The organism is Streptomyces sp. NPDC060028, from assembly GCF_042736725.1.
GTDB lineage: Bacteria > Actinomycetota > Actinomycetes > Streptomycetales > Streptomycetaceae > Streptomyces.
Window position 1 is genome coordinate 1 of record NZ_JBHWVJ010000070.1, and the last position, 13,974, is coordinate 13,974.

At 70.3% G+C, this 13,974-nt stretch carries 15 protein-coding genes; 5 read left to right on the plus strand and 10 right to left on the minus strand.

Annotated elements, in window-relative coordinates; translation table 11 throughout:
• Positions 1-74 precede the first annotated feature (74 nt).
• Together ACFWBF_RS27985 and ACFWBF_RS27990 are read left to right on the plus strand one after the other, a co-directional pair.
• Positions 75-815 (plus strand): hypothetical protein, encoded by a 741-nt coding sequence (locus ACFWBF_RS27985; protein WP_385606743.1) that lies wholly within the window; start codon positions 75-77, stop codon positions 813-815.
• A gap of 103 nt (positions 816-918) precedes the next feature.
• Positions 919-2,214, plus strand: a complete 1,296-nt coding sequence (locus ACFWBF_RS27990; RefSeq protein ID WP_385606745.1) for a M18 family aminopeptidase — start codon at positions 919-921, stop codon at positions 2,212-2,214.
• Between the two features lie 49 nt (positions 2,215-2,263).
• Here ACFWBF_RS27990 and ACFWBF_RS27995 read toward each other — a convergent pair whose 3' ends face one another.
• Complete coding sequence (locus ACFWBF_RS27995) at positions 2,264-4,084, minus strand: NHL domain-containing thioredoxin family protein (RefSeq protein ID WP_385606747.1); 1,821 nt, start codon at positions 4,082-4,084, stop codon at positions 2,264-2,266.
• A gap of 102 nt (positions 4,085-4,186) precedes the next feature.
• On the opposite strand from ACFWBF_RS27995, the gene ACFWBF_RS28000 reads away from it, so the two are divergent.
• Entirely contained in the window at positions 4,187-4,741 is a 555-nt protein-coding gene (locus ACFWBF_RS28000) for a Uma2 family endonuclease (protein ID WP_385606748.1), read from the plus strand.
• Here the strand turns inward: ACFWBF_RS28000 and ACFWBF_RS28005 are convergent.
• Both ACFWBF_RS28005 and ACFWBF_RS28010 read right to left on the minus strand, forming a co-directional pair.
• Positions 4,738-5,259 carry a DUF4240 domain-containing protein gene (locus ACFWBF_RS28005; RefSeq protein WP_385606750.1) on the minus strand — a complete coding sequence of 174 codons (522 nt, stop codon included), beginning with the start codon at positions 5,257-5,259 and terminating at the stop codon, positions 4,738-4,740. The two genes, ACFWBF_RS28000 and ACFWBF_RS28005, sit on opposite strands and share 4 nt — an antisense overlap.
• 35 nt (positions 5,260-5,294) lie before the next feature.
• Complete coding sequence (locus tag ACFWBF_RS28010; protein WP_385606752.1) at positions 5,295-6,098, minus strand: hypothetical protein; 804 nt, start codon at positions 6,096-6,098, stop codon at positions 5,295-5,297.
• A 32-nt stretch (positions 6,099-6,130) separates the two neighbouring features.
• On the opposite strand from ACFWBF_RS28010, the gene ACFWBF_RS28015 reads away from it, so the two are divergent.
• Positions 6,131-6,628, plus strand: coding sequence for an LURP-one-related/scramblase family protein (locus tag ACFWBF_RS28015; protein ID WP_385606754.1), 498 nt, complete (start codon positions 6,131-6,133; stop codon positions 6,626-6,628).
• Here the strand turns inward: ACFWBF_RS28015 and ACFWBF_RS28020 are convergent.
• Entirely contained in the window at positions 6,625-7,413 is a 789-nt protein-coding gene (locus tag ACFWBF_RS28020; RefSeq protein ID WP_385606756.1) for a carbon-nitrogen family hydrolase, read from the minus strand. The genes ACFWBF_RS28015 and ACFWBF_RS28020 overlap by 4 nt on opposite strands.
• A 123-nt stretch (positions 7,414-7,536) precedes the next feature.
• Here ACFWBF_RS28020 and ACFWBF_RS28025 point away from each other — a divergent pair, with 123 nt between their 5' ends.
• A complete protein-coding gene (locus ACFWBF_RS28025) occupies positions 7,537-8,391 on the plus strand; it encodes a maleylpyruvate isomerase family mycothiol-dependent enzyme (protein WP_385606758.1) in 855 nt (284 codons plus the stop codon).
• Between the two features lie 85 nt (positions 8,392-8,476).
• Here ACFWBF_RS28025 and ACFWBF_RS28030 read toward each other — a convergent pair whose 3' ends face one another.
• From ACFWBF_RS28030 to ACFWBF_RS28055, 6 genes are all read right to left on the minus strand, one after another.
• Positions 8,477-9,019, minus strand: coding sequence for an NUDIX hydrolase (locus ACFWBF_RS28030; protein ID WP_385606760.1), 543 nt, complete (start codon positions 9,017-9,019; stop codon positions 8,477-8,479).
• Positions 9,020-9,023: 4 nt separating this feature from the next.
• Positions 9,024-10,145 carry an adenosylhomocysteinase gene (locus tag ACFWBF_RS28035; protein WP_385606811.1) on the minus strand — a complete coding sequence of 374 codons (1,122 nt, stop codon included), beginning with the start codon at positions 10,143-10,145 and terminating at the stop codon, positions 9,024-9,026.
• Between the two features lie 71 nt (positions 10,146-10,216).
• Entirely contained in the window at positions 10,217-11,062 is an 846-nt protein-coding gene (locus ACFWBF_RS28040; protein WP_385606762.1) for a helix-turn-helix domain-containing protein, read from the minus strand.
• On the minus strand, positions 11,059-11,811 hold the full coding sequence (locus ACFWBF_RS28045) for a DUF6879 family protein (RefSeq protein WP_385606764.1): 753 nt from the start codon (positions 11,809-11,811) through the stop codon (positions 11,059-11,061). Before ACFWBF_RS28045 ends, ACFWBF_RS28040 begins: the two co-directional genes overlap by 4 nt.
• A gap of 118 nt (positions 11,812-11,929) precedes the next feature.
• On the minus strand, positions 11,930-13,270 hold the full coding sequence (locus tag ACFWBF_RS28050; protein ID WP_385606766.1) for a nitrate/nitrite transporter: 1,341 nt from the start codon (positions 13,268-13,270) through the stop codon (positions 11,930-11,932).
• A complete protein-coding gene (locus ACFWBF_RS28055) occupies positions 13,267-13,947 on the minus strand; it encodes a GntR family transcriptional regulator (RefSeq protein WP_385606768.1) in 681 nt (226 codons plus the stop codon). The genes ACFWBF_RS28050 and ACFWBF_RS28055 overlap by 4 nt, the downstream gene beginning before the upstream one ends.
• Positions 13,948-13,974 lie beyond the last annotated feature (27 nt).

Sequence of the window (13,974 nt, forward strand, 5' to 3'; positions counted from 1 at the left end):
GGCCGGACCCTCGGTACGGGGGTCCGGCCGCCGCTGTTCGCGCCTTGTCAGTCGTTCATGGGACGCTCGTAGGCATGAGTCCACAGGAGCAGCACGGCAACAGCAGGGGGTACTCCGTCCCGACCGGGCGGCCGTACGCCCTCAAGGAGCTGCAGGCTGCCCTGGGCAGCCTCGGCGACCACCTCAAGGAGCTCTACGACGGCGCCCTGCCCGCCGAGTACGAAGCCGTCGCCGACGCCCTGTACACCGCCTTCCAGACCGCGGCCGGGCTCGCCCCCGCCAAGAGCTACACCGGCTGCCCCGAGCACCCCAACGGCGCCCTCGACCCCGAGGCGCCCGACGGCTGGGGCCGCTGCCTCATCTGCAACGACCGGCGACGCCTCGGACTGCGCGCCCAGGGCGCCCGGGCGGCCGCCGCGGCCCCGCCCGCCGCGGAGCAGCGCCGGCTCGGCTACCCCGTACCGGAGCCCCCGTACACGCTCCAGGCCCTGCGCGCGTGCGTGCGTACGGTCGAGGACCGCCGCTTCCACCTCGGCTTCTCCTCGCCGGCCGAAGAGTTCGTACAGATAGCGGACGACCTGCACCGCGCCTTCATCGTCGCCCGCGAACTGTCCCGGCCGCGCAACGCCTCGGGATGCTCCGAGCACCCCGGTGCGCCCATCGACCCGGACGCACCGCCGGGCGAGGCCTGTATCTTCTGCGCCGGACGCAAGAGACGGGCGCAGCGCTCCGCACAGACCCCGGAGATGCTCCCGCGCATCCGTCGGGGCGAGCGCAGGCAGCTGCAGCGCCGATTCGAGCGACCGCCGGGCTGAGGAAGGCACCGGGATTAGGGGCCACGCCGCCCGAACCCCTGCCCTTTCGGCGATCCGCAACTGTCCGGCCATGACGAACACGACCGTCGTTAAGGTGAACCACATGAGCTCTCCCGCCGCCCGCTTCGACCGCGGCCACACCGACGATCTGATGACCTTCCTGACGGCCAGTCCGTCGCCGTACCACGCCGTGGCCAACGCGGCGGAGCGGCTGGAGAAGGCAGGTTTCAGGCAGCTGTCGGAAACGGACGCATGGGATGCGGGCACGGGGGGCAAATTCGTGCTCCGCGGCGGCGCCCTGATCGCGTGGTACGTGCCGCAGGGCGCGGCCGCGCACACTCCCTTCCGGATCATCGGCGCGCACACCGACTCCCCCAACCTGCGCGTCAAGCCGCTGCCTGACACGGGCTCGCAGGGCTGGCGGCAGATCGCGGTCGAGATCTACGGCGGCACCCTGCTCAACACCTGGCTGGACCGGGACCTGGGCCTGGCCGGGCGGCTGACCCTGCGGGACGGCAGCGAACGCCTCGTCAACATCGATCGCGCCCTGCTGCGCGTTCCCCAACTGGCCGTGCACCTGGACCGGTCGGTCAACACCGACGGCCTCAAGCTGGACAAGCAGCGGCACATGCAGCCCATCTGGGGTCTGGGCGAGGTCCAGGAAGGCGACCTGATCGCGTTCCTGGAGGAGGAAGAGGGCCTGGAACAGGGCTCGGTGGCGGGCTGGGACCTGATGGTCCACTCGATCGAGCCGCCGTCCTACCTCGGCCGCGACCGCGAACTGCTCGCCGGCCCGCGCATGGACAACCTGCTGTCCGTGCACGCGGGCGTCGCGGCGCTCGCGGCGGTCTCCACCTCCGACAAGCTGGACCACATCCCGGTGCTGGCCGCCTTCGACCACGAGGAGAACGGCTCCCAGTCGGACACCGGCGCGGACGGCCCCCTGCTGGGCAACGTGCTGGAACGTTCAGTCTTCTCGCGCGGCGGCTCGTACGAGGACCGCGCGCGGGCCTTCGCCGGCACCATCTGTCTCTCCTCGGACACCGGCCACGCCGTGCACCCCAACTACGCGGAGCGCCACGACCCCTCGCACCACCCGCGCGCCAACGGCGGCCCGATCCTGAAGGTCAACGTCAACCAGCGGTACGCGACCGACGGCAGCGGGCGCGCGGTGTTCGCGAGCGCCTGCGAGCGGGCCGGCGTGCCGTGGCAGACCTTCGTCTCCAACAACTCCATGCCGTGCGGCACGACGATCGGCCCGATCACGGCCGCCCGGCACGGCATCCAGACCGTGGACATCGGCGTCGCGATCCTCTCGATGCACAGCGCCCGTGAACTGTGCGGCGCGGACGACCCGTTCCTCCTGGCGAACGCGCTGGTCTCGTTCCTGGAGGGCTGACGCGCGACACCGGGCCCCGCCCTCCCTGGGCGGGGCCCGGCGCGTTCGGCTACGCGGCGTCCAGGCCGGCGAGGACGAGCGGGAGCCGGGTGGCGCCGCCCGCGGCCACGGTCACGGGAACACCCCAGTCCTGCTGGTGGACGTGGCAGGCCGGGTACTCGTTCTCTGGGTCGTCGTCGCACGAGGCGGCCATCGCCGAGACGTGCAGCACGCCCTCGGTCACCCCGTCGGCGAGCACCAGCTCGCGGAAGAGGTCGGTCCCGGCGCCCTCCCCCGCCGCCAGCAGCTCGGGCGGGGTCGAGGAGACCAGCAGCCGCGTCGAGGGCCCGTACCGGGTGTCGAGCTTCTGCCCGCTCGGGGCCTGGAAGACCACGTCGAGGCGGAGCGTGCCCGGGGCGACCTCGGTGGCGGCGCGCTGCGTGCGGTGGGCGACCGCGTCGACCCGTACCGCCTCTTCCGGCAGTCGCAGCCGGGTCAGCCGGTGCCGGGCGGACTCGACGACCACGATGTCCTCGCCGACCAGCACGGCGGCGCTGGGCTCGCGCAGATCGGTCGCGAGGGTGGAGACCTGCCCCGTGGCGGGGTCGAAGCGGCGCAGCGCGTGGTTGTACGTGTCACACACCGCGACCGAGCCGTCCGGCAGGGCGGTGACCCCGAGCGGGTGCTGGAGCAGCGCCTGGGCCGCGTCCCCGTCGCGGTGGCCGAAGTCGAACAGGCCGGTGCCGACGGCGGAGGTGACGGCGTACCCGGCGTCGGTGCGGTGGACGTAGCGCAGGGCGCTGGTCTCGGAGTCCGCGATCCACAGCCGGTCCTCGGTGGCCGCGAGCCCGGACGGCTGCGCGAACCAGGCCTCGGCGGCGGGGCCGTCGAGCAGGCCCTCGTTGGTCGTCCCGGCGGCCACCTCGACGGTGCGCGCCTGCGGGTCGTACGTCCACAGCTGGTGCACGCCCGCCATGGCGATCCAGACCCGGCCCTGCCACCAGGCCACGTCCCACGGCGAGGACAGGTCCACCTCCAGGGCCGGCCCGGAGGTCGGCGAGCCCTGCCACCACTGGCGGCCGGTGCCGGCGACGGTCTCGACGGTGCCGGTGGCGGGGTCGAAGACGCGCAGCGCGTGGTTGACCGTGTCCGCGACCACGACCCTGCCGTCAGGGAGCAGCGCCAGGCCCTGCGGCTCGCTGAAGCCGTCGGCGCCGAAGCCGCGCTCACCGCTGCCGATGCGGCGTACGACGCTCTCCCCGTCCGGGGCCAGCTCCACGAGCTGGTGGCGGGTGGAGTCGGACACCAGGAGGTTCCCGGACGGCAGCACGACCGCCTTCCCGGGGAACCGCAGGTCGCCGGCCACCGGCTCGGGAGCCACGTACGGCCCGTCCCCGCGGCGCAGCGTCCCCTTGGCCTCGTGCTCGGCCTCCAGCTCCTCCACGAGCCGCGCGATGGCGTGCGCATGCCCCTCGCCGGCGTGCTGCGCGACGATGTACCCCTCGGGGTCGATCACGACGAGCGTGGGCCACGCCCGCACGGCGTACTGCTTCCAGGTCGCGAGCTCCGGATCGTCGAGCACCGGGTGGTGCACCTCGTACCGCTCGACGGCATCGACGACGGCCGCGTGCTCGGCCTCGTGCACGAACTTCGGCGAATGCACCCCGATGATCACGACGGTGTCGCGGTGCTTCTCCTCCAGCTCCCGCAGCTCGTCGAGGACGTGCAGGCAGTTGACGCAGCAGAAGGTCCAAAAATCGAGGATCACGATCCGTCCTCGCAGGTCAGCGAGGGTGTACGGCTTGCCACCGGTATTGAGCCAGCCCCCCTTGCCGATCAGCTCGGGAGCACGGACACGGGCGCGACGGGGTGCGGGCGCGGCAGAATTCATGCGACAAGGGTGCCACTCCCCGGCATATGCACCCGCAGGGGTGATGACCGGTCGAGGACTCCGTGGGAGCCTGGCCGCAGGCAGCCAAGGAGGCGTCCGCACATGACGACCGCGCACGACTACGGCGAGGGCATCGATCCCGAGCACGCCCTGAAGTACGCCATCCAGCACCACAGCGGAGACCGCACCGAAATCATCGAAGGGGTCATTGACACCGTGACGCCGAGCTGGGATCACGAACGGGCTGCCAAGCTCGTACGGCGCCAGATCGAAGCCCGGGTGGACGCCCTCGGCTGCGTGGAAGGCTCGGGAAACCTGGATTTGCCCGGATCGTCGAACTGGTACGTACCCGACATCGCTGTCGTCCCCGAGCAACTGGCCCACGGCGGGGGGGCCCTGGTACCCGATCAGACTCTGCTGATCGTCGAGGTGACCTCAGAGTCCAACGCCGAGACCGACCGTGTCGTCAAGCGCAAGCGGTACGCCGAGTACGGCGCACCGCTGTACCTGCTCGTCGACAGGGTGGAGAAGACCGTCACACTGTTCGCCGGGCCGGGACGACTCGGCTATACGAAGGTCGACGGGCCGCACTCGTACGGGACTCCGGTCCACCTGCCGGCCCCGTTCAATCTCGATCTCGACACCAGCGGGCTCTAGTCGAAGAGGGCGCTCAGGCGGGGGAGGCGGGGGGCGGTGCGGGACGTGTCGTCGAAGTCGAAGTCCCAGGACGGGTCCAGGGGTGGGTAGCTGATCGTGAAGGAGTCCGACGGGAGTTCACGGCCCGTAGCGGATTCGTAGGCCTGCCAGGCTATGGAGAGGGCCTCCTCGTCCCACAGCTCCAGGCCCTGCTCCGCGGCCTCGCGGACCGCGGGATGGGCGGCCAGGGAGTCCGGGTCGCCGATGGCGGCGGTGAAGGCCGCCTCGCCCTGGGTCAGGAGCCAGCCGCGGAAGTAGTCGAAGCCGTCGTCCGAGCAGCCGCCGTTGATCAGGTAGGCCGCGGCCCAGAGCGGGGCGCGGTAGGACTGCGCCAGCAGATCCCACAGCACCTGCTGCGCCGCGGCTATCTCGGCGGCCGGCCGCCCCGCGAGCAACTGCGCCGCCCGCGCCGCCACCTGGTCCGGCGCCGCGTCCGCGCGGGCCGTCTCGATCAGCTTCCAGAACGTCTGCTTGTCCATGCGCAGAGCCTGGCATCCGCCTCTGACATCGGAGGTCAGGAGTTCAGGAAGGAGTGGAGGGATTGTGTGAGGGACTCGATGAAACGGTCCTGCACCTCCGCCGGGAGGAGGTCCAGCGAGAGGTACGGGTTCAGGTCCTCCAGCTCCACCAGGAGCAGCTCCCCCGACGCCGCCCGGCAGGCGTCCACGCGCTGGATGCCGTGGTCGAGGGTGTTCCAGTCGACGAAGGCCCGGGCGAAGGCCAGGTCCGCCGCCGAGGGTTCGTACGGGGTCAGATCCCAGCGCCGCGCCGGGTCCGGGGCGTACAGGGCGTACTGGAAGGTGTGGTCCACGAAGTAGAAGGACACCTCGTACGCGAAGTCGATGCGCGGCTGGATGAGCATCTCGCCCGGCGCCGCGGACGGGTTCGCGGTGAAGATCAGGCCGATGGAGTCCGCGCCCTGCTTGGGCTTCACCGCGTACGAGGGCACGTCCGGCAGCAGCGCCAGCCGCGCCGGGTCGTCGATCGTCGGGATCACCGGGTAGCCGGCCTGCGTCAGGTCGAGGAGGTACTGCTTGCCCGCCATGTCGCCGCGGCCCGTGAGCGGGTTGTACACGCGGGTCCCGGCGGCCAGCGCGGCCGCGCGGAAGGCGTCGTACGCCTCCTGGTAGTGCAGGACCGGCCCGCTGTTGCGGACCACGACCGCGTCGAAGCCGGGCATCAGGGCCTGTGCGTCCAGCGGATGGCACAGCGCCAGGTCGAAGTGCGCCCGCAGCCGCGAGGTGAGGAACACGTCCTCGTCGCAGTAACGGCGGCCGCGCGCCGGGTACGCCAGGTCGGTCACGTAGAGCAGAGGCATGAGGGCAACCTATCGCGGGCAGCGATCACGGCATGAAATACCTGGTTCGGGACAAAGCGCTGACCGTCGGGGACGACTACCGGATCGAGGACGAGGACGGCCGGCACGCCTTCCTCGTGGACGGGAAGGCGCTGCGCGTCCGGGACACCTTGGAGCTGAAGGACCCCGACGGCCGGATCCTGATCACGCTTCGGGAGAAGATCTTCGCCTTCCGCGACGCGATGACGCTGGAACGGGACGACCGGCGGCTCGCGGTGATCCGCCGCAAGCGCTTCTCGCTGCTGCGCAACCACTTCCTCGTCACCCTGGTCGAGGGCACCGAGCTCGACATCAGCGGCCGGATCCTGGACCGGGAGTTCAAGGTCGAGTACGACGGGGAGCTGCTCGCCCTGATCTCCCGCCAGTGGTACCGGATCCGCGAGACGTACGCCGTGGACGTGATCCGGGAGGACGCGGACGCGGCGCTGCTGATCGCCGTGGCCGTCTGCGTGATCAGGATGGCCGAAAAGGAGCGCGGGGAAGACGTTTAGGCGCGGCCCTGCCCCAGGCGGCGGTCCTTCAGGGCCGGGAACTGCTCGCGTGTCTCGGCGACCTTCGCCGGGTCCAGCTCCACCGTGAGCACGTCCTCCCCCGGGCCCGCCTCCGCCAGCACCTCGCCCCACGGGTCCACCACCAGGCTGTGCCCGGCCTGTTCGACGCCCGCATGGGCGCCGGCCGTCGCACAGGCGAGGACGTAGGACTGGTCCTCGACCGCGCGGGCCCGGTTCAGCAGGGTCCAGTGGGCCCGGCGGCGGGCCGGCCAGCCCGCGGACACGACCATCGTGGTGGCCCCCGCGTCGACCAGGCCGCGGAACAGCTCCGGGAAGCGCAGGTCGTAGCAGGTGGCGAGGCCGAGCGTCTGCTCCGGCAGGATCACGGTGGTGAGGGAGTCGCCCGGAGACATGAGCACCGCCTCGCCCTGGTCGAAGCCGAAGCGGTGGATCTTTCGGTACGTGGCCGCGAGTTCGCCCGTGGGAGAGAGGACGAGCGCGGTGTTGTAGAGGGAGCCGTCGCCCGCGCGCTCCACGACCGAGCCTGCGTGCAGCCAGACCCCGGCGTCGCGCGCCGCCTTGGACATGGCCTCGAAGGTCGGGCCGTCCAGCGGTTCGGCTTCCGTCTCGAACTGCTCGTAGGCGAAGGCCCCTACGGTCCACAGCTCGGGCAGCACGACGAGGTCGGAGCGGTTCTGCTCCCGTACGAGGTCGGCGACGCGGGAGCGGCGGGAACCCACCGACTCCCCGTCATTCACCGCGATTTGGATCAGAGAGGCGCGCACAGTACCACCGTCCTGGCATTCAAGCCGTCAACTCGGGCCTACGATCGTCACACGAAAGCACTGCCGGGGTGCTCACCGGCAGCGTAGTTTTGAAGCCAGTCCACAAGCTTCCAGAACGCGCCAATGAACAGCACGCGAGGGGTCCCGTTGACCGTCCATCCGCATCCCAGCCTTCAGCCCTATGCCGACGCGTGGACGCACTCCATCGAGGCGATATCCGAACTGGTCCTCCCCCTGACGGAGGGCGAGTGGAACCGGGCGACGCCGTGCCCCGGCTGGTCAGTGCGTGATGTGGTGTCACACATCATCGGCATCGAGTGCGAGCAGCTCGGAGACCCGCGGCCGATCCACACCGTGGCGCGGGATCTGCGGCACGTGGTGGACGAGTTCACCCGGTACATGGAGGTGCAGGTTGACGTACGCCGGCACCACACCGCCCCGGAGATGACCTCGGAGCTGGAGTACACGGTCATCCGGCGGTCGCGGCAGCTGCGCAACGAGAAGCGGGATCCGGCCACGATGGTGCGGGGGCCGCTGGGCGAGCAGGTCACGCTGGAGCTGGCGCTGCGGCTGCGGGCGTTCGACGTGTGGATCCACGAGCAGGACCTGCGGGCGGCCCTGGGAGTACCGGGGAACTGGGACTCGCCGGGTGCGTACGTGACTCGGGACCTCCTGCTGGCCGGGCTGCCGAAGGTGGTGGCGAAACTGGCGGGGGCTCCGGCGAACTCGGCGGTGGTCCTCGACGTGCACGGCCCGGTGGAGTTCATGCGGACGGTACGGGTGGACGCGCAGGGGCGGGGGACGGTGGACAAGGCGCCGTCGCTCGGACCGGCCGTGACGCTGGCGCTGGACTGGGAGACGTACGTCCGCCTGGCGGCGGGCCGCGTCCGTCCGCACGCGGTGGCCGACCGCGTCAAGATCGAAGGCGACGAAGCCCTGGCCGCAGCCATCCTGACCCACTTCGCCGTCACCCCGTAGCCGCCGATCCGGGACCCGTCGACCCCCGGATGAAAGGGCCCCGTCCGGCATATGGCCGGACGGGGCTGTTCTCTGTCGAGCGCGTCTACCGAAGCGACGCGAGGACTCGCGCTCGCAGCGCCTCGTCGGTGATCGTGTCCACGCTGCGCCACGCGTACCCGCTCACCTCCTCTTCCTGGAGCGTCACCTCCTGGTCGCCCTCCAGACGGAAGAGATAGCGGAAGTCGAAGTGCTGGTGCGCGGGCTCCCCCTTGTTCTCGTTCGCCGGAATCGGGTGCACGTCGATGTGCACCGGGACCGCATGTACCGGGGAGACGCTCAGGGTGATGCCGGCCTCTTCGATCAGCTCACGGAGTGCGGCACCCAACAGATCCCCGTCCTCGGGTTCGAGGTGGCCGCCCGGAGTCAGCCACTTACCGAGCGCCACATGCCGAATGAACAGCGCCTGACCCTCGCCGTTGACAACCACCGCCCCCGCCGTGGCGTGGCCCCGGAACTCCTTACGGCTGGTCACATCGACCCCTTGGTCGATCAGCTCGTGAACGGCCGCCAGGGCGGACTTCTCCTCGGGGTGCGTGTCGATGTACTCGGCGAGGGTCGCACGCACGTGGTCTGCCGTGATGGGCATGGAATCACCTGTTGTAGTAGTGGAGCCAGGTAGCCGCGATGGCTTCCCGGTCGGCGGTGGGAACCTCGTGCATGGCGGCATCCAGCCCCCCGCGAGCCAGCATGGCCGCGCCCGCGAGGATCTCGGCCTGAACGAGGAAGATGAACGGTCCAACGCTCGCGCCGTGGATGAAGTTGACCGCCTCGCCCCCGTTCAGCAGATAGAAGTAGTGCCCGGTCGTGCTGTAGCGGCTCACGTGCTCGCCGGCGCTGTCGCGGATGTAGCCCGAGGGCAGCCCACTCAACTCCAACTCGTCTTCCGAGCTGGTCACCGTAGCCACGTAAGCCCCGTTCTTGAGCTGCGGGAAGTCCTCGCCGCGCAGAGACAGTGCCCCCGTTGCACAGAGAACGAGTCCGGCCGTGGCCACGGCCTGGTCTCGGTCCCGGGCCACTTCGAACCCCTGGGACATGGCCTGTGCCCGTCGCACGGGGTCAATGTCGTAGACGATCACCCGTACGCCCTTGACGTGCAGCAGCCGGGCGATGCTGGACCCGAGCTTGCCGAATCCGAGGACCAGGGCCGGGCGCCCGTGCAGGATGTCCCCGCGCTGCCGCAACAACGCCTCGGCGGAAAACACCACGCTCTGCCCGACCAGGAAGTCTTCCGGGTCCTTGAGCGGCGAGCGAGCCACGGAGACGACCGGGCACGGCAGCTTGTCCCGTTCGGCGTAGCGCTTGTGTCCGTTCTCGGTGTCCTCGACCACTCCGAGGATCGTCCCCGAAAACCGTTCACACAGCGCGTCCAGCGAGGGAGCGAAATACCCGCCCACGTCGAGCAGGACGACGCTTTCGCCGGCTGCCTTGGTTTCCAGGTACGTCACCGCGGCGTCGAGGTCGCTGAACATGTCGCGGGACAGTTCGTCGCACGCCACGGTCCGTTCGATCTCTCGGCGGGCGCTCGCGTGGATGGACTTGGGCTTGGGCAGAACGGCACGCAGGTTCGACACCTTGCCCACGGCCGCGACGAACGCGGGTCGCTCGGGCAAGAGATGCGTGATCAACAGCGAGGACGGACGTTGGGGCGGCGTGAACGCTTCGGCGACCTTGCCAAAGTACGTGTCGAGCCGCGCACGATCAGCTGTTTCCATGGGCACCCTTTCAACCGTGTCGCGCAGAACGCTAGGCAAGGCGCGGGATGCCGTAGGGGAGCTATTCGCCGTTATTCTCGCGGGCTCAAGAACTGCCTTGCCCGCATCAGAGCCCGGTGCGCCTCGGCACCGTAGAGGGCGTTTCTCGCCAGCGCCTCCCACGCCCGAACGTGCAAGGCAACGTCTTCCGGATCGTCCAACCACATTTCCGCGTGCCATGTCTCGGTGATCACGAGGCTGTCGTCATGGACAGAGAATCCGACCCCGGCAGGAACGTTCATGTCCGCTTCGAACGGCACGATCCCTACCCTCACGTTCCCCGGGCCGAGCCGCCCCACGATCCGGTCAAGCTGCGCCGAGAGCACAGGGGGCGAGCACGGGCGGGCCCGTAGAGCCCCTTCCCAGACAAGGAAGTGAAACGTCCTGCTCTGATCCGTGAGAATGTCTTGACGCCCCATGCGCGCCTGCACGGCGGCCTCGATGTCCCTGGGGGCGGTGTGGATCGCGGAGTATCGACTGAGGACGGCGCGTGCATAGTCTGCGGACTGCAAGAGTCCCGGTATCAGCGCGGGATCGAAGCTGCGCCGAGAGTACGTCCTCTGAGACTGTGCCCAGTGCGCTTCCTGCACCGCGCGATAACCACCCGCCAACTGCCTGCGCCATGATCGGTACTGAGTTTCCAGTCCGCGCAGTCGGCCGACCAGTTCGCCGCTTATCCCCGGGTTTCCGGTCCCCTCGGCCCATGCCTTGAGATCGAGGACGGTCGGTGTCTGTTTGCCGCTCTCCAGCTTGCTGACCTTGGACTGTCCCCACGCAAGCCGGTCGGCCAGTTCGCGGCCCGTAAGGCCGCCCTCGGTGCGCAGCTCCCGCAGGCGCGCGCCGAGGGACACCCGGGCTTGCTGAAAGTCCGTACTCACTCAGCGGACGGTACCTGAGCCGTGAACTCCCGGTACGGGACTGCGTGATGCCATGCCGCGTCCCGCACCTGACAGGCCAGCAGGACCTCCGCCGGATCGGTGATCAGCTCCATGCCGATGGTGCGCTCGCCATCGAAATGGAAGCGCGCCACGGTGCGGGAGTCGAACAACCAGAAGTCCGAAAGGTTCACGCCATAGCGCTCGGCATCGTCCCGCCACAGGTGGCGGATGTCCTCGCCCGCTGCCACGTTCGTACGTCCGCAGGCGAGCAGGTATCGCTGGCCAATGGTCGGCGGGCTGTCGACGATCCGTACCCGCTCGAACCGCTTTCCGCTGTCCACCATGCGCCGCACATTGGCGAACCACGGGTGCCCGACCTCCCCGGCCGTGTCACCGGTCCGCAGAAACTGTTGGTACGACGGCACCGCCTGGTCGGACGCGTAGCCGCTTCGGGTCTCCAGCCGCCACGCGGTGTGCTCGAACCCATCGTTGATGAACTCGCTGATCTTCTTCTGTGGAACGAACTCCGGCACGTGCGTGACCTCCCTCGGGGAGAAGTTCGCCAACAGCGCCCGAGGCACGACCACGAACGCTTCCCCCTCCTTGACGTACTTGAGCTGCGCCACGTCCATGGGATCGGTCACCGCGTGCCCCTGCACGAGCACTTCCCCGGTGTCCAGGTCCTCATACAGCGTCGGGCAGTCGCCCACTCCGGATGTGCTCCCGAGGACCCGCAGTCGCCTTGCCATGACCTGTTCCCCTCGTCGTCGGACACCACAGCACAAGCATGGTGATCCGAAGGGGAACCGGTCCGGGGAGATTCTCGATTATTCGCATTCCAGGTGACGCACAGAAAGGCCCCGCAGTTCAGTGCCGCCTGGCCAACCCGGCCTCGCCGGCGTTCGAGGTGCGGGGGGCCGGGGGCAGGGCCGTCGGCAGCGGGGCCCCGAGGGGCAGGCGTTCGCGTTCGCGGGACAGGGCGCGGGTTCTCAGGCGGAGGATCTGGGTCACGCCCAGCAGTTCCAGGACGAAGACCGACGAGAACGCGATGCGGTAGTCGTCGTCCGTGGCGTCCAGCAGGACGCCCACCACCAGAAGCGTCGTCATCGAGGCGATGAAACCGCCCATGTTGGTGATTCCTGAGGCCGTCCCCTGACGCTCCGCCGGATTCGCGGGCCGCGCGAAGTCGAAGCCGATCATCGACGCCGGGCCGCACATCCCCAGCACCAGGCACAGCGTCACCAGCAGCCCCATCGGCGCCCGGTCGCCCGGGTACAGCACCACCGAGGCCCACAGCAGCGCCGTCAGCCCGACCGTGCCCAGCGCCAGCGGTATCCGCGCCGACTGGCGGCGGCCGATGATCTGGCCGTAGACCAGGCCCAGCGCCATGTTCGAGGCGACCACCAGCGTCAGCAGCCCGCCCGCGGTGGTCCGCGACAGCCCCTGCGCCTCCACCAGGTACGGCAGGCCCCACAGCAGCAGGAACACCATCGCCGGGAACTGCGTGGTGAAGTGCACCCACAGCCCGAGCCGCGTGCCCGGCTCCTTCCACGAGTCGGCGATCTGGCGGCGTACGAAGCCGCCCCCCGCCCCCCGCGCGACCGGCGGCGCCTCGTGCCCCTCCGGGTGGTCCCGCAGGAACAGCACCAGCGGCACGAGCACCACCAGCCCCGCCACCGCGCTGCCCGCGAAGGCCGGCACCCAGCCGACCCCGTGCAGCACGGGCGCCAGCACCAGCGTGGAGACCAGGTTCCCGGCCATCCCGACCAGCCCCGCGAGCTGCGCCATCAGCGGTCCGCGCCGGGCCGGGAACCACCGCGTCCCGAGCCGCAGCACCGAGATGAAGGTCATCGCGTCGCCGCAGCCCAGCAGCGCGCGGGCGGCCAGGGCCATCCCGTACGAGGGCGACAGCGCGAAGCCGAGCTGGCCCGCGGTGAACAGGACGGCCCCCAGCGTCAGCACCTTCTTCGTGCCGAGCCGGTCCACCATCAGCCCCACCGGTATCTGCATCCCCGCGTACACCAGGAGCTGCAGCAGCGAGAAGGAGGCCAGCGCCGAGGAGCTGACGTGGAAGCGGTCGGCCGCGTCCAGGCCGGCGACCCCCAGGCTGGTCCGGAAGATCACCGCGACGAAGTAGACGGCGACGCCGATCGACCAGATCGCCACCGCCCGGCGGCCGCCCGGAGGGTCCTTCGGCAGCCCGGTCACCGCGACACCCCGCGCACCAGCGCGTCGACCCTGCCCACGTGCCCCCGTACCGCCGCCGCGGCGCTCTCCCCGTCTCCCGCCCGCAGCGCGGCCAGGATCTCCGCGTGCTCGGCCAGGGTGCGCTCCACCCGTTCGGGGTGCGCGTGCAGCAGGGCCACGCCCATCCGTAGCTGGCGGTCGCGCAGTTGGTCGTAGAGCCGGCTCAGGATCTGGTTCCCGGCGCTGCGCACGATCTCGGCGTGGAAGCCCCGGTCGGCGGCCATCATCGCGGCGAGGTCGCCCGCGGCCGCGTGCCGCCGCTGCTCGTCGAGCAGTTCCGCGAGCCGGTCCAGCAGGCCGGGCGGCGCCGGCACGGCCCTGCGTACCGTGAACTCCTCCACCAGCAGCCGCGTCTCGATCACGTCGGCGATCTCCTGCGCGGAGACCGGCAGCACCAGCGCGCCCTTCTTCGGGTACAGCTTCAGCAGCCCCTCGGTCTCCAGCCGCAGCAGCGCCTCGCGCACCGGCGTACGGGAGACGCCGACGGCCTCGGCCAGCTCGCCCTCCGTCAGCAGGGTGCCGCCCTCGTAGCGACGGTCGAGCACCCCGTTCTTGACGTGCTGGTAGACGCGGTCGGCGGCGGTCATCGGGGCGGCCGCGGGCACGGGCACGGTCGCGGGCACGGTGGCTGATGGCATGGGCACAGGATAGATACAACGCGGGTG